Raw genomic sequence first — 19,540 nt, 5'->3', positions numbered from 1 at the left:
CGGGAGCGGGTGGTGGCGGGGCGGGCTGCCGCCCCGCTGTGGACGGCGCGGCGGCCGGCCGGGCTGTGGAGGGAGGGGCCGCTACGGCAGCTCGAGCTCCCGTTTGGCGAGCTCCTCGATGTTGACGTCCTTGAACGTCACCACGCGCACGGACTTCACGAACCGGGCCGAGCGGTAGACGTCCCAGACCCAGGCGTCGCTGAGGGTGAGCTCGAAGAAGACCTCGCCGCCGGCTGAGCGCACCTGCACGTCGACGTTGTTGGCGAGGTAGAAGCGCCGCTCCGTCTCCACGACGTAGCTGAAGAGGCCCACCACGTCCCGGTACTCGCGGTACAGGTCCAGCTCGAGCTCGGTCTCGTAGTTCTCCAGGTCCTCGGCACTCACGGCACCATCATGCCCCGCCCACGAGCACGCCCGCGCCAGCCGCCGCCGCGTCGTCCGCGGTCGTTCCCCAGCCGTCGCCGTCCTCGTCGGGGCGCGCGGCCCAGCCGTCGCCATCCTCGTCGGGGCGCGCGGCCCAGCCCTCGCCGTCGTCCTCGAGGCTCACGGCCCAGCCGCCGCCCGCCTCGTCCGGGCTCCAGCCGCCGGCGGCGTCGGGCGCCGCGGCGGCCAGGTCGGCGCCGCTCTGGGCGGCGTGCGCGGCCCCGACGCCCGGCAGCCGCCACGAGCGGCGGTGCAGCTCGCACGGCCCGTGCTCGCTCAGCGCGGTCACGTGCTCCGGTGAGCTGTAGCCCTTGTTGCCCGCCCAGTGGTACCGCGGGTGCTCCTCGTGCATCCCGACCATGATGGCGTCGCGGGCGACCTTGGCCAGCACGCTCGCGGCGGCGACGACGGCGCACCGGGCGTCGCCCTTGACCTGGGTGCGCACCGGCGGCGTGCGAAGCTCCTCCTCCGAGCCGGGCACGAGCACCGCCGGCGGCCGGGGGGCGAAGAGCTCGAGCTGCGCGGGCTCGGCCAGCCAGTCGTGGACGCCGTCGAGGATGACCATCCCCGGCACCACGCCGGCGCCGGCCAGCTCGGCGAGCGCCCGCCGTCCGGCGAGCCGGAGGGCCGCGATGATGCCGAGCTCGTCGATCTCCGCCGCCGAGGCGTGCCCCACGGCCGAGGCTGTGCACCAGGCCCGCACGGGCGCCACCAGGTCCTCGCGCGCCTGCGCGGTGAGGAGCTTGGAGTCGGCGAGCCCGGGGGGCATGCGGCGCGACGTGGCCGCGCTGACGACGGCGACCCCGACGCTCACCGGCCCGGCGAGCGCACCGCGGCCGACCTCGTCCATCCCGGCGACGAGCGCGCCGTCGCCGAGCTCGGCGAGGATCGCGTTCTCGAGGACACGGGTGGGCTTGGGCCGCCTGGTGCGGCGGGCGGCGGCGGTGGCGGTCACGGCGCGGGCTCCGGGACGTCGGTGAAGGTCTCCTCAGGATTGTCCAGCAACGTGATGCGGTCCGCAGGCCACAGCAGCACGAACGCGCGCCCCACGATGTTCTTCACGGGCACGGCGCCACCGCCGGGGTCCCCCAGGTGGGCACGCGAGTCGGCGGAGTTCGAGCGGTTGTCGCCCATCAGCCAGACGTGGTCCTCCGGCACCGTGACGGCGAACTCCTGCTCGCTGGGGACCGTGCCGTCCTTGAGGTAGGGCTCGTCGATCGGCTCGCCGTTGACCATGAGCCGGCCCTCGGCGTCGCAGCACTCCACCGTGTCCCCGCCGACCCCGATGATGCGCTTGATCAGGTGGTGGCCCGCGTCCTGCGGCAGGAGCCCGATCCAGGTCAGCAGCTCCGTGGCGGTGCGCTGCCACGCGGGCCGCGTGTCCGGCGGCAGCTCGCCAAGCCAGTCGTTCGGGTCCACGAAGACGACGATGTCGCCGCGGTCGAGCTCGAAGGGCCCGGGGGCCAGCTTGTTGACCATGACGCGGTCGCCGAGCTCGAGGGTGTCCTCCATCGAGCCGGACGGGATGTAGAAGGCCTGGGCGAGGAACGTCTTGATCAGCACCGAGAGCACGAGCGCGGAGACCAGGACGGTGAGCGTCTCGCGGAACCATCCGCCGCGGCGGGCCGTCGGCGCGTCCCCGATCGGCGCGGTCCGGCGCCCACGGCCCCGCGGGGTCGCCCGGGGCGGGTAGCTCGGCGGCATGGCCCCGGTCTCGCCCGGGGCGCCGTCGCCCCGGCGGGTGCCGCCGTCGGTGCTGTCGGTGGTCAAGCGATCCGCTCCCCTCTGGCCCTGCTCAGCCAGGACGCTGCCGGCCCAGAGGGACCTGGGTCGACCTTACAAGGCCGGGACGTGCAGGTGCCCGGCACACCGCGAGGTGTGCCGGGCACCGTGAAGGACGTCAGCGCGCGGTGGTCTCGCGCTTCTCCTTGATCTTCGCAGCCTTGCCGCGCAGGTTGCGCAGGTAGTACAGCTTCGCGCGGCGGACGTCACCGCGGGTGACGACCTCGACCGAGTCGATCGACGGGGAGTGCACGGGGAACGTGCGCTCGACGCCGACGCCGAAGCTGACCTTGCGGATCTTGAAGGTCTCGCGCACGCCCTGGCCGGAGCGGGCGATCACCACACCCTGGAAGACCTGGATGCGGGAGCGGTTACCCTCGACGACCTTGACGTTCACCTTGAGGGTGTCGCCGGCGCGGAAGGCGGGGATGTCGTCGCGCAGCGAGGCGCCGTCGACGATGTCCAGGGTCTGCATGGTGATCTCTTCCCGCTCGTGCCACAGGTCACGCGCGATGTCGGGCGGCGCTCGCCGCGTTTCGTCATCGGGTCGCCCCCGTCCGCGGGCCGTGGACCCCCTGTGGCAGGTCTGACGGCGCTGGTTCGGGACGCAGGGCCGTCCCAGTCTGCCACAGCGTCCGCGCGTGCGGCTAACCCGCGGGGGCGGGCGGCGGTGTGGTCTGCGGCACGTCCGCGAGCGTGACGGCCATGACCACGTCCTCCTCCAGGCTCTCCCCCACCCGGAACCGGCGGGTCCCCAGCGTGACGAACCCGTGGCGCGCGTAGCGGCGCTGCGCGCGCCGGTTGGCCCGGTTCGTGCCGAGCCACACCGTGGCGACCGGCTCGTCCTCGACCAGGTGTGCGGCGGCCTGCGTCGTCGTCGCGTCGAGCAGGGCCCCGGCCACGCCCGAGCCCTGGAACTCCGGCAGGACGTAGCACTTGCTGAGCTCGGCGGCCGGCCGGGCCACCACCAGGGCGGCGACGTCCTCGGCGTACGGGGACTCCTGAGCCGTCAGCGGCAGCACGAGCAGGGTGTACCCCACCGGCCCGGCCGGCCCCTCGGCCACCAGCACGCGGTACCGCTCCTCCTCGGCGAGGTAGGCGGCGAAGTGCTCGGGCCCGAGGTGGGCCGCCACGAAGGCGGCGACGTCCTCCTCGGCCATGTGCGGCGGGCACGCGAGCGGGAAGGTGGCGGCGGCGAGGTCGGCGAGGCCGGCCGCGTCTTCCGGCCGGCCGGGACGGACGACGACGCGCACCGGAGCGGCGCCGCCGGCCGGGACGAACCAGCCGTGCCGGGCCAGGACGGCGCGGTCCCGGCGGTCGAGGTCCGCGGGGTCCAGCGTCCCGACCATGTCCGGCCGGCGCTCCGCGGTGCGCTCCAGGGCGAGGTCGCGGCGCCAGCGGGCGATGTTGCCGTGGTGGCCCGAGAGCAGGATCTCGGGGACCTCCCGGCCGGCCCACGCGGGCGGCTTGGTGTAGACCGGGTACTCGAGCAGCCCGGCCGCGCCGTGGGACTCCTCGACGAGGGACTGGGGGTTGCCGACGACCCCGGGCAGCAGGCGCGCGACCGCCTCGACGACGACGAGCGCGGCGACCTCCCCGCCGTTGAGCACGTAGTCCCCGAGGGAGAACTCGCGCACCTCGACGCCGGCGTCGGCGTAGTGCTCGGCGACGCGGGCGTCGATGCCCTCGTAGCGCCCGCAGGCGAGGACGAGCTGGTCGACGGTGGCGAGGTCCTCGACGGTGCGCTGGGTGAGGCGCTCCCCCGAGGGGGTCGGGACGAGCAGGACCTGCCGGCCGGCGGGGTCGCCGCCGCCGGTGCGGCCCAGGACGTCGTCCAGCGCCCGCCCCCACACGTCGGGGCGCATGACCATGCCGGCGCCGCCGCCGAAGGGCGTGTCGTCGACCGTGCGGTGCCGGTCGGTGGTCCAGTCGCGCAGGTCGTGCACACGAAGGTCGAGGAGCCCGTCGCGGCGGGCCTTGCCCACGAGGGAGAGGTCCAGGGCGTCGAGGTAGCCGGGGAAGATCGTGACGACGTCGATGCGCATGTCAGGCCCGGGTGCCCGCACCCTCGTCGGTGCCGGCCTCCTCGTCCTCGCCCTCGTCCTCCCACTCGGCCGGGTCGCCGGCGAAGATCCCGCGGGGCGGGTCGAGCGTGACCGTGCCGGCGCCGGGGTCGACGTCGGGCACGAGCTCGGCCACGAACGGCACGCGGGCCTCGCCGCCGTCCGGCTCGGTGACGACGAGGACGTCCTGCGCGGGCAGGTGCTCGAGCGCGGCCACGGTGCCGAGCTCGCGGCCGTCGACGTGCACGGCCCGCAGGCCGACCAGCTCGTGGGGGTACCAGCCCTCGTCGTCGTCGCCCTCGTCCTCGTCGGACTCGACGACCAGGCGGACGCCGCGCAGCGCCTCGGCCGCGGTGCGGTCCCGGGCCTCGTCGAAGATGACGAAGGTGGCGCCGTCGGGGGCGGTGCGGGCGCGGGTGACGGTCAGCGGCCCGGCGTCGGCGGGCTCGGTCTCCAGGACGTTCCCGACGGCGAGGCGCCGTTCCGGGTCGTCCGTGCGCAGGTCGAGGCGCACCTCGCCACGCAGCCCGTGCGGGGCGCCGATGACGGCGACGGTCAGCAGCACGGTGTGCTCCTCAGGTTCGGTCGGGCGGTGGATGCGCGCAGACCCGGCCCGCCGGGGCGGACCGGGTCTGCGCGTGGCTGCTCAGCGGCGGTCGGTGTCCACCACGTCGACCCGCACGGGGCCGGACGTGGAGAGCGCACCGATGACGGTGCGCAGGGCCCGGGCGGTGCGCCCGGACCGGCCGATCACGCGGCCGAGGTCCTCGGGGTGGACACGAACCTCGAGCAGCTCCCCGCGGCGCAGGGAACGGGACGTCACCTGCACGTCGTCCGGGTGGTCGACGATGCCACGCACGAGGTGCTCGAGAGCGTCGGCCAGCACGGGATCAGGCGTCCTCGGCGGGGGCGGACTCCTCCGCCGCCTCCTCGGACTGCGCCTCGGACGCGCCGGCGTCCTTCTGAGCCTTGGCCTCGGCGGCCTTCGCCTTGCGCTTCTCGGCCTCGTCCTCGGCGGCCTTGACGGCGGCGGCGCGCGCCTCCGCGGCCGACTCGGAGGAGTCCTTGGTGCGCAGGGTGCCCTCGGCGCCCGGCAGGCCCTTGAACTTCTGCCAGTCACCGGTGACCTTGAGGAGCGCGGCGACCTGCTCGGTGGGCTGCGCGCCCACGGAGAGCCAGTACTGCGCGCGCTCGGAGTCGATGTCGATGAGCGAGGGCTCCTCGGTCGGGTGGTACTTCCCGATCTCCTCGATCGCCCGGCCGTCACGGCGGGTCCGCGAGTCCATGACGACGACGCGGTAGTACGGCGCGTGGATCTTGCCCAGACGCTTGAGACGGATCTTGACTGCCACTAGGTGGTCACTCCTGGTTTCGTAAGGGTGGACCGCGCGGGCTGCCGGTGGGATTCGGCGGTCCGTCTGGTCGCAGGACACAACCTCACCCGGTGAGAGGGGCCGGACGGGCTGAGTACAGCGGGTCATTCTGCCAGAACTTGGGGACCCGCCCAACCCCGCGGCGTCCGCGCACCGACGTGCCCTTCACCACTTCCCCAGGGCCGGCGGTCCCAGGCGCACCCGGGCCGGGGCGGACATCAGGACCAGCGGAAGATCCTGGCCGCCACCGGGTACAGGACCACGACCCAGGCCACCATCACGACGAGCTCGAACGCGGGGACCCCGGTGCCGAACCACGCCTCGTTCATCGCCTGACCGGCCGCGCCGAGCGGGGTGAACCGGCCGACGGTGGCCACGGCGTCGGGCATGGCCGGGCCGGGGGTCCACATGCCCGCGAAGAAGAGCAGCGGGAAGTAGGCGAGCATGCCGAGCCCGCCGGCGGTGGACCCCTTCGGCGCCACGGCCGCGATCACGAGGCCAATGCCGAACGTCGACGCGGCGCCGAGGAGGACGGCGACCACGAGCAGGCCCACCTGCCGCGGCACGACGATTCCGAAGGCCAGGGCGGCCGTGGCGACACCGAGGGCGGCCGCGACGGCGAAGGCGGCGACGTTGACCACGACCTGGGCGAGCAGCACGCCCTGCGGCCGCATCGGGGTGGTCGACAGCCTCCGCAGGACCCCCCGCTCGCGGTAGCCGGCGATGAACGTCGGCATGGTGCTCAGCGCCGGCGCGGCGATCGCCGTCGCCAGCACGACCGGGAGAAAGGTGGCGACGGGCGTCAGGCCGTCCCAGGGCGGACCGGCGTCGGTGATGGGGTCACGCATGCCGGGCAGGGCGAACCCGATGCCCAGGACGAGCGTGGCGGGCAGGGCCAGAGAGAAGAAGACCGTGCCTGGATCGCGGAGGAACAGCCTCGCCTCCGAGCGCACGAGAGCCGGCAGGCCCCGCATGCCGGTGCGGCCGCCCCCGAGGTGGAGGTGGGCGGTCAGGGGAAGGGTGGTCATGCCGCCGCCTCCTCGAGATTGGAGCCGGTGACGTCGACGAAGACGTCCTCCAGCGAGCGGGTGAGCGTGCTGAGCTCGGCGGGGACCACGCCGCGCTCGTCGAGGGCCGCGACCACGGCGGGCAGGACCCGGCGGTCGCCCCGGATCCGGAGGGCGCCGTCGTCACCGACGACGGCGGACACCTCGGGCAGAGACCTCAGCAGGTCCTCCAGCCCGGCCGGGGCACCGACCGGCAGCCGCAGCCGCAGGGAGGGCTCGGCGTCGGCGGCGGTCAGCTCCGCCGTCGTTCCCTCGGCCACCACACGCCCTGAGTCGATGACGACGACGCGGTCGCACAGGTGCTCGGCCTCGTCCATGAAGTGGGTGACGAGGAGGACGGTGACGCCGGAGTCGCGCACGCGCTCGACCAGCGCCCAGGTCTCGCGGCGCCCGCGAGGGTCCAGGCCGGTGGTCAGCTCGTCGAGGACGACCACCTGCGGGCGGCCGACCAGCGCCAGGGCGATCGACAGCCGCTGCTGCTGCCCGCCGGAGAGGTCGTCGAACGCGGTGCGCCGCTTGTCCTCGAGCCCGAGCAGGGTGATGAGCTCGTCGACGTCGGCCGGGTCCGGGTAGAACGACGCGTACAGGCGCAGCGCCTCCTCCACGCGGATCCTCGCCGGCAGCCGGGACTCCTGGAGCTGGATGCCGACCAGCTGGCGGACCGCGGCGGGGTCGCGCTGCGGGTCGTGGCCGAGGATCTCGACCCGGCCGGCGTCGGGGGGTGTCAGGCCCGCGACGATCTCGACCGTCGTCGTCTTCCCGGCACCGTTGGGACCGAGGACGCCGACAATCTCCCCGCGACCGACGGTCAGGCTCACGTCCTGGACGGCGACGGTCGCGCCGAAGGTCTTGCGGAGGTGCTGCACGGTGATGACGGGTTCCATGGTCAGCTCCGAGGGTGTGCGAGAGGTGCGTGACGGGTGAGCCGGCCGAACACCCAGGCGGCGAGCGCGAGGACGGCCAGCGTGGCGAACGTGTAGAGCGGGAGGGAGAGCCCGAGGGCGTCGGCCGCCCGGGCGGCCAGGTCGTCCTGGCCGACGACCGCCGGCAGCACCGTCAGAGGGAGAAGGAGGGTGCCCCGCAGACCGCCGAGGCGGTAGTAGGTGATGCCCACCAGCAGGCCGGCGACCGCGCTCCCCGCGGTGCGGACCGCGTAGACGAACGCGGACGTGGGCAGCCCGAGGCCCCACGGGGCGACCACGTCGTCGCCGCCCGGGCCGGTGGTGGCGACGTGCACGTGCGGCCACCCGACGCCGTCGTAGATGGCGCCCTCGACAGCGAGCCCGACCGCGATGACGAGGCCGTAAACGAGCCCGGTCGCGGTCGCGGCGAGCAGCGCGGCGCGGACGAAGGAGCGGCGGGTCATGCCGTTGCCGACGTGGCCCGTCAGCTGGGCGGCCACGACCGTGATCATGAGGGCGAACGGGAACCAGAGTGCCCCGTGTGCGGCGAACTGGAGGATCGAGACCTCGACCTGCGCCACCTGGCTCACGACCACCGTGGCGGCCAACGCCAGGACGACGACGATCGCCCAGAACCACAGGCCCAGGTACGCCTGCGTGCGCACCATCCAGAAGGCGGCGCGCCACCACTGCGGGCGCCGGTGGGAGACGCGCCGGCCGTACCGCTGGCTCCCCGCGGTCAGTCCCGTGAGGTCCGTGACGGGCGCGGCGTCGTGCGTGCGGCTCACGAGTTCCTCCCGGTGAGGTGGACGAAGAGGTCCTGCAGGTCGACCGGGCCGACCTCGACGCCGGAGCGCTCGAGGGCCGCGGCGCGGGCGGCGTCGACGCCGTCCAGGACCGTGGTCTGCTTGGTGGGGCCGAGGTGCCGCTCGGAGAGCACTGTCAGGCCGGCCGCGGCGGCGTCGACGTCGGCGGGGCGGCCGGTCAGGGTGGCCCCGCGGGCGCGCAGCTCGTCGGCGCTGCCGGTCAGCAGCGCCCTACCCTCGTGCAGCACGACGACGTGCTCGAGCAGGCGCTCGACCTCCTGGATGAGGTGGCTGGACAGGACGATCGTGCGAGGGTGCTCCGCGTAGTCATCGAGCAGCAGCTCGTAGAACCGGTAGCGCGACGGCGCGTCCATCCCGAGGTAGACCTCGTCGAGCATCGTCAGCGGCGCCCGCGAGGCGATCCCGACGACGACGCCGAGGGCCGAGCGCGCGCCGCGGGAGAGCTGGCGCGGTCTCGCCCGCGGGTCCAGCCGGAAGGCGTCGAGGAGGCGGCCGGCGAGATCGTCGTCCCAGGTCGGGCGCGCCGTGGCGACGTAGGCGAGGTTGGTGACGATCCGCTCGTCGGGCAGGAGGTCCCCGGCCTCCCGCACGAGGCAGATGCGCTCCATGAGAGCCTCGTTCTCGAACGGGTCCTCCCCGTCGACGAGGATCCGGCCCGAGGTCGGGCGGCGCATCGACGCGACGGCCGAGAGCAGCGTGGACTTGCCGGAGCCGTTGCGCCCGAGCAGACCCGTGACGGAGTCGGCCGGGAGCGTGAAGGTGGCGTGGTCGACCGCGCGGACCTCGCCGTGGTGGACGCTGAGGTCCTCGACCTCCACGGTCAGGCCGGTCACGACCGCTCCCCCTTCGTGATGTAGGCGACAAGCTCGTCGGAGCTGATGCCCAGTGCCCGGGCCTCGGCGACGACGGCATCGACCCGGTCGGTGAAGAACGCGCCCCGGCGCCGCTCCCGCAGGCGCTCCCGGGCGCCGTCCGCGACGAACATCCCCACTCCTCGCTGCTTGTAGATGACGCCCTCGTCGACCAGCTGGGCGAAGGCCTTGGCGGCCGTCGCCGGGTTGATGCGGTAGGTGGTGGCGTACTGGGTGGTGGACATGACCTGGTCACCGGCCGACAGGGTGCCGTCGAGCACCTGGCGGCGCAGCTGCTCGGCGATCTGCACGTAGATCGGTTCGGGCCCGTCGAACATCCGTCACCCCGGTTCTGTGGTTCATTACTCGACTAATGAACCACAGAACCGTTAGAACGACAAGTGCCTGCGCCAGCCGACCGACGCTGCTCGACCGCCCTCGTCCGACCCGGCGCCAGTGACCCGTCGGCGTTCTCAGCCGAGGCCGCACCGGCGGGCCCGGTCCGCCGGCGGCCCGTCGGCGTCCTCAGCCGAGTCCCTCAGACTGCTGAACTGGTCGTCCCTCACGACCACATCGGCAGTCTCAGATGGGCCGGCGAGGCAGGACGTGCGCCGCAGTGGGCCTCCCACCGCACCGGCGGGCATGGTCCGCCACCCGCACCGGCGGGCCCGGTCCGCCAGCGGCCCGTCGGCGTCCTCAGCCGAGGGCCGGTCCCTCAGACTGCTGAACTGGTCGTCGCCGACGACCACATCGGCAGGCTCACCGCTGCGGCCGGTCGTCGCTTCGCGTCGGTCAGCGGTCGGCCGCCGGAATCAGTAACGCCGGCCGCGCAGGACGACGGCGGACGGCCGGGCAAGCACGTCGACGTCCGCCCGGGGATCGGCGTCGTACAGGACGACGTCGGCGCTCGCCCCCTCCTTGATCCCCGGCACGCCGAGGATCTGTCGGCCGCGCCAGCTCGCGGCGGCGACGACGTCGGCCGCGGGCACCCCCGCCCGGGCGACCTCGGCGAGCTCGGCCGGCAGCGAGCCGTGCGCGATCGTGCCGCCGGCGTCCGAGCCCATGAGCAGCGGCACGCCCGCGGCATGGAGGTCGCGCACGTGCTCGTACCGGCGTGCGTGCATGCGCCGCATGCGCGCGGCGTAGACCGGGTACTTGCCTCCGGCCTGGTCGGCGATATCGGTGAACCTGCCCACCTGCAGGAGCGTCGGCGTCACGGGGATGCGGCGCCTGGCGGCCTCGGCGATGTGGTCCGCGTCCATGCCGGTGCCGTGCTCGATGCCGTCGATCCCGGCGTCGAGCAGCGGGTCGATCGCCTCGTGGGAGAACGTGTGCGCGGTGACCCGGGCCCCGTTCTCGTGCGCGGCGGCGATCGCGTCCTTCAGCACGTCGGACGGCCAGAGGGGTGTGAGGTCCGCGTCGGCGCCGAGCGACCGGTCGATCCAGTCGGCGACGATCTTGACCCATCCGTCCCCGAATCTCGCCTGCTCGGCGACCGCCTCGGGGAGATGGGCGACGTCGTCGAGCTCGAGGCCGTAATGGCGGAGGTACCGCTTGGGGCGGGCGAGGTGGTGGCCGGCCCTGATGAGCCGCGGCAGGTCCTCCCGGTCCTGGACCCAGCGGTTGTCCATGGGCGAGCCGGCGTCGCGGACGAGCAGGGTGCCGGCGTCGCGGTCGGTCTTGCCCTGCAGCACCGCGTCCTCCACGCTGACCACGCCGTCGGCGCCCAGCCCGATGTGGCAGTGGACGTCGACCAGCCCGGGAAGGACCCAGCCGCGGAGCTCGCGAGCGCCGTCCGCACCGTCGGGCCTGCGCATGGTGAGACGCCCGTCAAGGACCCACGCCTCCCGCAGCTCGGTGTCGTCGTCGACGACGATCGTTCCGGTCAGGTGCAGGACCTCGCTCATGGGCGACAGGTTCTCACGCCCTCAGGAACCGGCCCGCCGCAGCATGGCCCTGATCTGCTCCAGTACAGACCCGGGCTCGTGGACCAGCTGCCTCCAAGTGAAGCGGAGGACGGTGTACCCCGCGACGGTCAACGCGTTCAGCCGAGCACGGTCAGCCTCGAAGTCCTGATGCGCACGCCGACCGTCGACCTCGACGATCAGTCGCTCCTTCCGGAACAGCACGTCGGCCCGGCCGACGATCCGGCCGCCGACGAGGATCGGCTGGTCCGCCTCCCAGCCGTGCAGGCTTGCGCTCTCCAGCAGGCGGTGCAGGCGGCGTTCTCCCTAACTGAGGCCACCGCCCGCTGTCAGGGTGAGCAGTCGCCGAAGCTGAGTGACACCAGGCTGCCCGGCCCGTTCGTCGACAGCGGCGGACAGGTCGTCCAGCGTCAGGATGTCGCGGGTGCGGACCCAGGCCATCAGTCGCTCCGCCTCGCCGAACGAGAAGTGCGCGAGGCAGTCGATCGCCGTTCGTCGAGGCGACGTGACGCGGAACGAGAGCATTCGACGGACATGACCCCCGGGCACGTCGAAGAAGTGCGGCGTGAGGCCGAGGGTGGGCCGCCGCCCGCCCGTCACGATCACGTGCGTCGCGCCGTCGTCGCCGACTGGCATGCCGTGCAGGAGTGCGGCCGTCCGCAGACACACCACGCTGCTCGGCCAGCAGAGCGAGGCACCGACAGCACGACGGCGGACGTCGTCCAGAGCCGGCGCCTCCATGTCGACGAACGCGGTGCCCACCACGTGGCTCCAGGCGCCTGTCACCCGTCGGTGACGGACAGCGCCTCGGCTGAACCCCGCCTCCAGCGCCATCCTGAGCGTGAAGACCCCGAGCACCGCGCGGCGCCGCAGCAACTCGGCCGCGCGGCGGCGGCTTGCCCGGTCCATGCCGTCACCGTGGATGAACGGACACGGCAGTGGTTTCTCGATCCCCAGGCTCCGGGCAGAGGGGCCACCGGTCCACAGGCGGGACGGTGAGCATGCCGATGCTGACCCACCGGACCGCCGATCTGGTCGCTCGCAACGACCGGATCAGCAGTTCGAGCAGGTGTCGTCAGGCCAGACCGGCCTCGAGACCCGGGAGTGGGCCGAAAGCCGCTGGACCGGAAAGCCAGCCGGACGGAACGCCAGCTCGACCGGAAAGCCAGCCGGACGGAACACCAGCTCGACCGGAAGGCCAGCTCGACCGGAAGGCCCGCCGGACCGAACCACCCAGCTCAGATTGCTGATGCGGCTGCAGGCAGCGACCAGATCAGCAGTCCGGGACGAACGCCTGGGCGCTGACGGCCGCCCGGGAGAGTTCAGGGCCGAACGCGTCCATGCGGATCAGCGGAGGTACTTCTGGAGCTCCTCGAGGTCGGGCATCTCCTGGGTCGGGGCAGGCTGGCGGCCCAGCCCGAAGGCCGAGCCCGACGGCGCCGCGGGCTGCTGAGCCGCACGCTGCGCGGCCTCCAGCTCCTGCTGGCGGCGCTTCGCGGGGTTGCCGGACTTGCCCTTCTTGCCCTTCTTCGGCGGCGGTGCCATGCGGCCCTTGGACTTCTTGCCGCCGCCGGGCATCATGCCCATCCCGGGCATGCCCTTGCCGCCGTTGCGGGCCATCTGCCGCATCATGGTCTTGGCCTGGTCGAAGCGCTCCATGAGCGAGTTGACCTCGGCGACCGTGGTGCCCGAGCCGCGCGCGATGCGCAGACGGCGCGAGCCGTTGAGGATCTTGGGGTTGGCGCGCTCGGCCGGGGTCATCGAGTGCACGATCGCCTCGACGCGGTCGACCTCGCGCTCGTCGAAGTTCTCCAGCTGCTCGCGCATCTGGCCCATGCCCGGCAGCATGCCGAGCATCTTCTTCATCGAGCCCATCTTCTTCAGCTGGGCGAGCTGGCCGAGGAAGTCCTGGAGCGTGAAGTCGCCGTCGCCGGCGAGCTTGGCTGCCATCTCCTCGGCCTGGGCGGCGTCGAACGTCCGCTCGGCCTGCTCGATGAGCGTGAGGATGTCGCCCATGTCGAGGATGCGCGACGCCATCCGGTCGGCGTGGAACCGCTCGAAGTCCTCGAGCTTCTCGCCGGTGGAGGCGAAGAGGACGGGCTTGCCGGTCACCCCGCGCACGGACAGCGCCGCGCCGCCGCGGGCGTCGCCGTCGAGCTTGGACAGGACGACGCCGGTGAAGCCGACGCCCTCGGCGAACGCGTTCGCGGTGGTGACCGCGTCCTGGCCGATCATCGCGTCGAGGACGAAGAGGATCTCGTCGGGGTCGGTCGCGTCGCGGATGTCGATCGCCTGCTGCATCATCTCGGCGTCCACACCGAGGCGGCCGGCGGTGTCGACCACGACGACGGAGTACTGCCGGTCCCGCGCGTGCTGGAGGCCGGAGCGCGCCACCGCGACCGGGTCGCCGACGCCGTTGCCCGGCTCCGGGGCCCACACGGGCACGCCGGCCCGCTCGCCGACCACCTGCAGCTGCGTGACGGCGTTGGGGCGCTGGAGGTCGGAGGCGACGAGCAGCGGCGTGTGGCCCTGCTCCCTCAGCCACCGGCCCAGCTTCCCGGCGAGGGTGGTCTTTCCGGCGCCCTGGAGGCCGGCGAGCATGATCACCGTCGGCGGGTGCTTGGCGAAACGCAGGTCGCGGGCCTCGCCGCCGAGGATCTCGATCAGCTCGGCGTTGACGATCTTGATGACCTGCTGGGCCGGGTTGAGCGCGGCGGAGACCTCCGCCGACTTCGCCCGCTCGCGCACGGCGGCGGTGAACGAGCGCACCACGGGCAGCGCGACGTCCGCTTCGAGGAGGGCGCGCCGGATCTCCGAGACGGTGGCGTCGATGTCGGCCTCGGACAGACGGCCCTTCCCGCGCAGCTGCTTGAAGGAGGCGGTAAGCCGGTCGGACAGGTTGGCGAACAAGTCGTACCTCGTGGTTTCGGGCGGACGTGGCTGACGATCAGGGTAACGCCCGCAGCGCCGCCGCCACGCGGTCCGTGAGCGTGGTCACCAGCTGCGCCCGCCACGCGGTCCACGCCTGGGGGCCGGCGGCGCGCGCGTCGGCCTCCGTGAGCCGGCGCAGCAGGAGGAGCAGGTCGGGCCGCCGCGCGACCGCGTCCGCCACCTCGGCGAGCACCGCCGGGTCCGCCACATCGCGCGTGGTGGCCACCGCCGGCAGCAGCAGGTGCTCGCGGACGAGGAGGACGACGTCGTCCCGCTCCCCCGCCGAGACGCCGAGCCGGTCGAGGATGCCCGGCACGACGGCGGCCCCGCGCGCGGCGTGGTCGTGCGCACCGGGGGTCTTGCCGATGTCGTGCAGGAGGGCGGCGAGCAGCAGCACGTGCTCGCCGGCGACGGACACGCCGCCCGGCAGCGTCACGTCGGCCGGCAGCGTCACGCCGCCCGGCAGCGTCACGTCGGCCGTGGCGGGGACGCCGGCCACGGTCTCGACGAGGTGGCGGTCGACGGTGAACCGGTGCAGGGCGTTGCGCTGGGGCCGGTTGCGCACCGCCGCCCACTCGGGGAACCACACGGTCACGACCCCGGCGAGGTCGAGCGCCTCCCACACCGGGACCTGGGCGGGGCCGGCGGCGAGAAGCTCCAGGAGCAGCCCGAGCGCCCCGCGCGGCCAGGGCTCGGGTAGCGGGGCCGTGCGGCCGAGGGAGTCCAGCATCGCGGGCGAGAGCGGCAGGCCGGTGCGCGCCGCCGCGGCCGCGGCACGCAGGGCGAGCTGAGGGTCGGCGGCGGGGTCGGCGCCGGCCGCGAGGACGATCTCGCCCTCGTGCTCCACCAGGCCCTCGGCGACGGCGGGCAGGCGCGGCGGGGCGGCCCGTCCTCGCACGAGCAGCGGTCGCAGCAGCCTCGGCCGGCGCGCCTCGTTGTTCTGGCGGGCCCGGCGCACGGTGGTGTCCAGCGCGGCCGTGATGACGCGCGCCGCGCCGGCGACGGAGGCGAGCAGGTCGTCGGCGGCGTCGCCGTCGCCACCGGCGAACCCGCACCGGCGGGCGACCTCGTCCTGCTCGGGGAGCACCAGCCGGTTCGTCGCCCGGCCGGTGCTCAGGGCGAGCGCGTCCCGGACGTCGAGGAGGTGGGCGTGCGCCCGTCCGACGTCGAGCCGCCCGCGCGGGCGCTCGGCGAGCCAGCTCGCGACCAGGGCGTCGACGACGACGGCGTCCCGCAGCCCGCCGCGCGCCTCCTTCAGGTCGGGCTCGAGGAGGTAGGCGACCTCCCCGAACCGCTCCGCGCGCCGGACCACCGAGTCGAGCAGGTCTGGCAGGCGGCGCCGCGCGCCGGAGCGCCAGTCGGCGAGGACGGCCTCCTGGGCGCGCTCCCCCACGGCGGGGTCGCCGGCGACGGTGCGCAGGTGCAGCAGGCCGACGGCGGCGGGCAGGTCGGCCGACGCGACCCGCCGGCACTCGTCGAGCGTGCGGACCGCGTGGTCGAGGTCGAGCCGGGCGTCCCAGAGCGGGTACCACAGCGCGTCGGCGAGCCGCGCGAGGTCGGCGGCCGGGAGCCGGCCGTCGTGGACCAGGACGAGGTCGAGGTCCGCGGCCGGTCCGCCGTCGCGCCGGCCGAGGCTGCCGACGGCGGCCAGGGCGACGCCGTGGCCGAGGTCCAGGCCGGTGGTCGCCGCGGCGTGGCGCCAGAGCTCGGCGAGGGCCGCGTCCGTCAGGTCGGCCAGCCGCCGTCGGTAGGCCGCCCCGGCGCCGGGAGCACCAGGAGCCGGGGCGCCGGGAGCGCCAGGAGCCGGGGCGGGGACCGCGAGGCGGGCCCGGCGCAGCTCCCCCAGCAGGGGAAGCTGCGCCGGGCCCGGCCGCCGGTCCGCGGCGATCGCCACCGGCGCTACAGGGCGTCGGCGCCGCGCTCGCCGGTGCGGACGCGGACGACGTCCTCGACCGGCACGGTCCAGACCTTGCCGTCGCCGATCCGCCCGGACTGGGCCGCCCCGACGACGGCGTCGACCACCGCCGGCGCGTCGTAGTCGTCGACGACGACCTCCACCCGCACCTTCGGCACCAGCTCGATCGTGTACTCGGCGCCCCGGTAGACCTCCGTGTGTCCGTGCTGCCGGCCGTAGCCGTTCGCCTCGGACACGGTCATGCCGTGGACCCCGGCCGCCTCGAGCGCCTTCTTGACGTCGTCGAGCCGGTGCGGCTGGACGATCGCTGTCACGAGCTTCATGCGTGTGCCTCCGTCGTGGACCGCCGCACCGGTGCGGGTGCACCTGCGCTGGTGTCCGTGCTGAACCGTCCCACCCCGAGGGCCTCGTAGGCGGACTCACCGTGCTCGGCCTGGTCGATGCCGTTCACCTCCACATCTTCGCTCACGCGCCAGCCCATGACAGCCTTCAGCGCGAGTCCGATGACGGCGGTGATCACGCCGGAAAAGATCATGGCGACGACGGCGATGATCACCTGCACGGCCAGCTGGCTCGCGCCGCCGCCGTAGAACAGGCCCGTCTCGGTGGCCAGGAAGCCGATGCCCACGGTGCCGACGAGGCCGCCGACGAGGTGGACGCCGACCACGTCGAGCGAGTCGTCGTAGCCGAGCCGGTACTTCAGCCCGACGGCGAGGGCGCACAGGGCGCCGGCGATCGCGCCGAGCAGGATCGAGCCGACCGGGCTCAGCGCGCCGGCGGCCGGGGTGATGGCCACCAGGCCGGCGACGACGCCCGAGGCCGCCCCCAGCGAGGTCGCGTGCCCGTCGCGGAGCTTCTCCGTGGCGAGCCAGCCCAGGACGGCCGCGGCCGTGGCGGTGGTGGTGTTGACCCACGCCAGCCCGGCGACGCCGTCGGCCGTGAAGGCCGAGCCGGCGTTGAAGCCGAACCAGCCGAACCACAGCAGGGCGGCACCCAGCATGGTCAGCGGGAGGCTGTGGGGCTTCATCGGCACGGCGCCGAAGCCCTTGCGCCTGCCGATGATCAGGGCCAGCACCAGGCCCGCGACACCGGCGTTGATGTGCACCACGGTGCCGCCCGCGAAGTCGATCGGCGTCGCGATCGACGCGAAGGGGCCGTCACCGCTGAGCAGGCCGCCGCCCCAGACCATGTGCGCCATGGGGAAGTAGGACAGCGTGACCCACAGGGCGACGAAGACCATCCAGGTCGAGAAGCGGGTGCGGTCGGCGATGGCGCCGGAGATCAGCGCCGTGGTGATGATGGCGAAGGTCGACTGGAAGGCGACCCCCACGATGCCCGGGACGCCGTAGTCGTCGATCAGGAAGGCGCCCGCACCGTCGTAGATCGCGCCCGAGAGCCCGAACTGGTCGAACGGGTTGCCGAAGATCCCGCCGACCGAGCTGCCGTAGGACATCGACCAGCCCCACAGGACGTAGACGACGGCGATGACGGCCATGGCCCCGAAGGACATCATCATCATGTTCAGCACGGACTTCGACCGGGTCATGCCGCCGTAGAACAGCGCCAGCCCGGGGGTCATCAGGAGCACGAGGGACGCTGAGATCAGCATCCAGGCGGTCGCTCCGGTATCCAGCTCCATGGTTCCTCCCTCGCCAGCTCGATCGGCTGGCCGGGTACCACGGTCCTGCGCGCACGTTACGAGGGACGTTCCCGGATGTTTCCGTCACGTGACAAGACGGCCGCGTGCGTGACATTTAGGTTGCGGGCGCCCCGGCGTCCTCTCAGGCTCACGAGATGTCGTCTTCCCGGCGAGATGTCACGACCTGCGTCGCCGGGGAGATGACATCTGACCAAGGAGATGACATCTCCCCGGCGACGAGGGAGGTCAGGACAGCAGCGCGTCCACGAACTCCTCGGCGACGAAGGGGGCCAGGTCGTCCGGCCCCTCGCCGAGCCCGACGAACTTCACGGGCACCCCGAGCTCGCGCTGGACCGCGACGACGATCCCGCCCTTGGCGGTGCCGTCCAGCTTGGTCAGGACGATGCCGGTGACGTCGACGACCTCGGCGAAGACCTGGGCCTGGCGCATGCCGTTCTGACCGGTGGTGGCGTCGAGGACGAGGAGCACCTCGCGCACCGGAGCCTGCCGGGACATCACGCGCTTGATCTTGCCGAGCTCGTCCATCAGGCCGGCCTTGTTCTGCAGGCGGCCGGCGGTGTCCACCATGACGACGTCTGCACCGATCTCGCGGCCGTGCCTGACGGCGTCGAAGGCGACGGCGGCGGGGTCGGCGCCCTCACGGTCGGACCGGACCACCTCGACGCCGACACGGGCGCCCCAGGTGCTGAGCTGGTCCGCCGCGGCGGCGCGGAAGGTGTCGGCCGCACCGAGGACGACGTCGTGGTCCTCGGCGACGAGGACGCGCGCGAGCTTGCCGACCGTGGTGGTCTTCCCGGTGCCGTTCACCCCGACGACCAGGATGGTGGCGGGGTGCAGCTCGCCGTCGTCGCCGACGACCGGCCCCAGGTGCAGCGAGCGGTCCATGTCCGGGTCGACCAGCTTGACGAGCTCCTCGCGGAGCACGCCGCGGACGGTCTCCGCGTCGGTGGTGCCGAGCACCTTGGTGCGGGTGCGGAGGGTGTCCATCAGCTCCGTCGTCGGACCGATGCCGACGTCGGCGAGGAGCAAGGTCTCCTCGATCTCCTCCCAGTCGCTCTCGGTGAGATCGCCCCGGGAGAGGATGGACAGCAGGGTCTGGCCCATCCGACCCGACCCGGCGAGGCGCGCGCGCAGCCGCTGCATGCGGGTGCCGACGGGCTCGGGCCGCTCCAGGGTGGGCGCGGGCGGCGCCGTCTCGGTCTCGGCCGGGGGCGGGGCGGTGGCCGTGGCGGTCGCGCCCGCGGCCGGGGGCTGGTCGACGTCGTAGGGGCTGACGTCGGTCGGCGGCAGGGGGGCTGAGGGGCCGCGGCGACGGCGGCCGCTGGTCAGCGCCGTGGCGCCGATCACCAGGGCGATGACGACGACGGCGGCGACGGCGATGAGGATCCAGGTCAGGTCGGTCACGGACCCAGTCTGGCCCACGCGGCCGCGCCGCTGCGACCGGCCGGGGTCAGCGGCGGGTCAGGTTCCTCGCGCGGCCCCGTACCTCGCCCAGGCGGGCGACGAGCTCCTCGGGGCGCGCGTACGCCGGGACGTCCTCCGGCGCGCCGAGGCTGAAGATGTCCTCCACGGGCGTGTCACGCACCTCCGACCGGCGCACCTTGAGGTGCTCCCGCCGGAGCTCGTCGGAGCGCCAGGCGTCGACGGCCTCCCGCAGCCAGGCGGCCCACCCGTTCTCGGGCCGGCGCGCGGCGAGCAGCGCGAGGAGCACGAGCAGCGCGCACAGGACGGCGAGAAGGCCTCCGACGAAAGCTCCGGTCATATCTCCAGTATGCAGGCGCACCCGTCGGCCGCAGCGCGGCGGGTGCCCCCGCGCGGCGT

Annotated in this window: 22 protein-coding genes; all 22 read right to left on the bottom strand. The window is 73.8% G+C overall.

The features are described from left to right. Positions 1-81: 81 nt before the first annotated feature. Entirely contained in the window at positions 82-384 is a 303-nt protein-coding gene (locus ABD774_RS05455; protein WP_248257384.1) for a DUF2469 domain-containing protein, read from the bottom strand. Positions 385-391: 7 nt separating this feature from the next. Next, a complete protein-coding gene (locus tag ABD774_RS05450) occupies positions 392-1,378 on the bottom strand; it encodes a ribonuclease HII (RefSeq protein WP_345038530.1) in 987 nt (328 codons plus the stop codon). Beyond that, positions 1,375-2,193, bottom strand: a complete 819-nt coding sequence (gene lepB / locus ABD774_RS05445; protein ID WP_345038528.1) for a signal peptidase I — start codon at positions 2,191-2,193, stop codon at positions 1,375-1,377. The genes ABD774_RS05450 and lepB overlap by 4 nt, the downstream gene beginning before the upstream one ends. A 130-nt stretch (positions 2,194-2,323) precedes the next feature. Continuing rightward, positions 2,324-2,680: a 50S ribosomal protein L19 gene (gene rplS, locus ABD774_RS05440; RefSeq protein WP_345038526.1), complete on the bottom strand. Its 357-nt coding sequence runs from the start codon at positions 2,678-2,680 to the stop codon at positions 2,324-2,326. Positions 2,681-2,852: 172 nt separating this feature from the next. Beyond that, positions 2,853-4,250 carry a tRNA (guanosine(37)-N1)-methyltransferase TrmD gene (gene trmD, locus ABD774_RS21830; protein WP_486327271.1) on the bottom strand — a complete coding sequence of 466 codons (1,398 nt, stop codon included), beginning with the start codon at positions 4,248-4,250 and terminating at the stop codon, positions 2,853-2,855. A 1-nt stretch (position 4,251) separates the two neighbouring features. Continuing rightward, positions 4,252-4,833 carry a ribosome maturation factor RimM gene (rimM, locus tag ABD774_RS05425; RefSeq protein ID WP_345038524.1) on the bottom strand — a complete coding sequence of 194 codons (582 nt, stop codon included), beginning with the start codon at positions 4,831-4,833 and terminating at the stop codon, positions 4,252-4,254. 81 nt (positions 4,834-4,914) lie between these two features. Beyond that, positions 4,915-5,154 carry an RNA-binding protein gene (locus ABD774_RS05420; RefSeq protein ID WP_345038522.1) on the bottom strand — a complete coding sequence of 80 codons (240 nt, stop codon included), beginning with the start codon at positions 5,152-5,154 and terminating at the stop codon, positions 4,915-4,917. A gap of 4 nt (positions 5,155-5,158) precedes the next feature. Next, positions 5,159-5,620, bottom strand: coding sequence for a 30S ribosomal protein S16 (gene rpsP, locus ABD774_RS05415; RefSeq protein ID WP_345038519.1), 462 nt, complete (start codon positions 5,618-5,620; stop codon positions 5,159-5,161). Positions 5,621-5,859: 239 nt separating this feature from the next. Then, positions 5,860-6,669: an ABC transporter permease gene (locus ABD774_RS05410; protein WP_345038517.1), complete on the bottom strand. Its 810-nt coding sequence runs from the start codon at positions 6,667-6,669 to the stop codon at positions 5,860-5,862. After that, positions 6,666-7,592 (bottom strand): ABC transporter ATP-binding protein, encoded by a 927-nt coding sequence (locus ABD774_RS05405; RefSeq protein ID WP_345038515.1) that lies wholly within the window; start codon positions 7,590-7,592, stop codon positions 6,666-6,668. Before ABD774_RS05405 ends, ABD774_RS05410 begins: the two co-directional genes overlap by 4 nt. 2 nt (positions 7,593-7,594) lie before the next feature. After that, positions 7,595-8,398, bottom strand: a complete 804-nt coding sequence (locus tag ABD774_RS05400; RefSeq protein ID WP_345038513.1) for a hypothetical protein — start codon at positions 8,396-8,398, stop codon at positions 7,595-7,597. Further along, a complete protein-coding gene (locus ABD774_RS05395; protein ID WP_345038510.1) occupies positions 8,395-9,270 on the bottom strand; it encodes an ATP-binding cassette domain-containing protein in 876 nt (291 codons plus the stop codon). Before ABD774_RS05395 ends, ABD774_RS05400 begins: the two co-directional genes overlap by 4 nt. Continuing rightward, positions 9,267-9,626: a GntR family transcriptional regulator gene (locus ABD774_RS05390; RefSeq protein ID WP_345038508.1), complete on the bottom strand. Its 360-nt coding sequence runs from the start codon at positions 9,624-9,626 to the stop codon at positions 9,267-9,269. The genes ABD774_RS05395 and ABD774_RS05390 overlap by 4 nt, the downstream gene beginning before the upstream one ends. 474 nt (positions 9,627-10,100) lie before the next feature. After that, positions 10,101-11,195, bottom strand: a complete 1,095-nt coding sequence (locus ABD774_RS05385; RefSeq protein ID WP_345038506.1) for an amidohydrolase family protein — start codon at positions 11,193-11,195, stop codon at positions 10,101-10,103. A 21-nt stretch (positions 11,196-11,216) separates the two neighbouring features. Beyond that, positions 11,217-11,507: an endonuclease domain-containing protein gene (locus ABD774_RS21660; RefSeq protein ID WP_425554486.1), complete on the bottom strand. Its 291-nt coding sequence runs from the start codon at positions 11,505-11,507 to the stop codon at positions 11,217-11,219. A 12-nt stretch (positions 11,508-11,519) separates the two neighbouring features. Continuing rightward, entirely contained in the window at positions 11,520-11,975 is a 456-nt protein-coding gene (locus ABD774_RS05380; protein WP_345038504.1) for a hypothetical protein, read from the bottom strand. Between the two features lie 585 nt (positions 11,976-12,560). Then, on the bottom strand, positions 12,561-14,123 hold the full coding sequence (gene ffh, locus ABD774_RS05375) for a signal recognition particle protein (protein ID WP_345038501.1): 1,563 nt from the start codon (positions 14,121-14,123) through the stop codon (positions 12,561-12,563). A 37-nt stretch (positions 14,124-14,160) separates the two neighbouring features. Beyond that, a complete protein-coding gene (locus ABD774_RS05370) occupies positions 14,161-16,038 on the bottom strand; it encodes a [protein-PII] uridylyltransferase family protein (protein WP_345038499.1) in 1,878 nt (625 codons plus the stop codon). A 5-nt stretch (positions 16,039-16,043) separates the two neighbouring features. Further along, positions 16,044-16,382, bottom strand: coding sequence for a P-II family nitrogen regulator (locus tag ABD774_RS05365; protein WP_248257369.1), 339 nt, complete (start codon positions 16,380-16,382; stop codon positions 16,044-16,046). Further along, positions 16,379-17,698: an ammonium transporter gene (locus ABD774_RS05360; protein ID WP_345038494.1), complete on the bottom strand. Its 1,320-nt coding sequence runs from the start codon at positions 17,696-17,698 to the stop codon at positions 16,379-16,381. Before ABD774_RS05360 ends, ABD774_RS05365 begins: the two co-directional genes overlap by 4 nt. 246 nt (positions 17,699-17,944) lie before the next feature. Further along, positions 17,945-19,123 carry a signal recognition particle-docking protein FtsY gene (gene ftsY / locus ABD774_RS05355; protein WP_345038492.1) on the bottom strand — a complete coding sequence of 393 codons (1,179 nt, stop codon included), beginning with the start codon at positions 19,121-19,123 and terminating at the stop codon, positions 17,945-17,947. Positions 19,124-19,169: 46 nt separating this feature from the next. Then, entirely contained in the window at positions 19,170-19,481 is a 312-nt protein-coding gene (locus ABD774_RS05350; RefSeq protein ID WP_345038490.1) for a hypothetical protein, read from the bottom strand. Positions 19,482-19,540 lie beyond the last annotated feature (59 nt).

The organism is Georgenia daeguensis (assembly GCF_039537705.1).
Lineage (GTDB): Bacteria > Actinomycetota > Actinomycetes > Actinomycetales > Actinomycetaceae > Georgenia > Georgenia daeguensis.
The sequence above is the reverse complement of the archived record's forward strand: the minus strand, read 5'-3'. Positions and strand labels throughout refer to the sequence as shown.

What these genes read in the sequence shown, in the direction of transcription:
- ABD774_RS05365 (WP_248257369.1), bottom strand. Translation starts at nt 16,382, where the DNA reads ATGAAGCTCGTGACAGCGATCGTCCAGCCGCACCGGCTCGACGACGTC.
- ABD774_RS05350 (WP_345038490.1), bottom strand. Translation starts at nt 19,481, where the DNA reads ATGACCGGAGCTTTCGTCGGAGGCCTTCTCGCCGTCCTGTGCGCGCTG.
- ABD774_RS05360 (WP_345038494.1), bottom strand. Translation starts at nt 17,698, where the DNA reads ATGGAGCTGGATACCGGAGCGACCGCCTGGATGCTGATCTCAGCGTCC.
- ABD774_RS05390 (WP_345038508.1), bottom strand. Translation starts at nt 9,626, where the DNA reads ATGTTCGACGGGCCCGAACCGATCTACGTGCAGATCGCCGAGCAGCTG.
- ABD774_RS05385 (WP_345038506.1), bottom strand. Translation starts at nt 11,195, where the DNA reads ATGAGCGAGGTCCTGCACCTGACCGGAACGATCGTCGTCGACGACGAC.
- trmD (WP_486327271.1), bottom strand. Translation starts at nt 4,250, where the DNA reads ATGCGCATCGACGTCGTCACGATCTTCCCCGGCTACCTCGACGCCCTG.
- ABD774_RS05405 (WP_345038515.1), bottom strand. Translation starts at nt 7,592, where the DNA reads ATGGAACCCGTCATCACCGTGCAGCACCTCCGCAAGACCTTCGGCGCG.
- ABD774_RS05410 (WP_345038517.1), bottom strand. Translation starts at nt 6,669, where the DNA reads ATGACCACCCTTCCCCTGACCGCCCACCTCCACCTCGGGGGCGGCCGC.
- rplS (WP_345038526.1), bottom strand. Translation starts at nt 2,680, where the DNA reads ATGCAGACCCTGGACATCGTCGACGGCGCCTCGCTGCGCGACGACATC.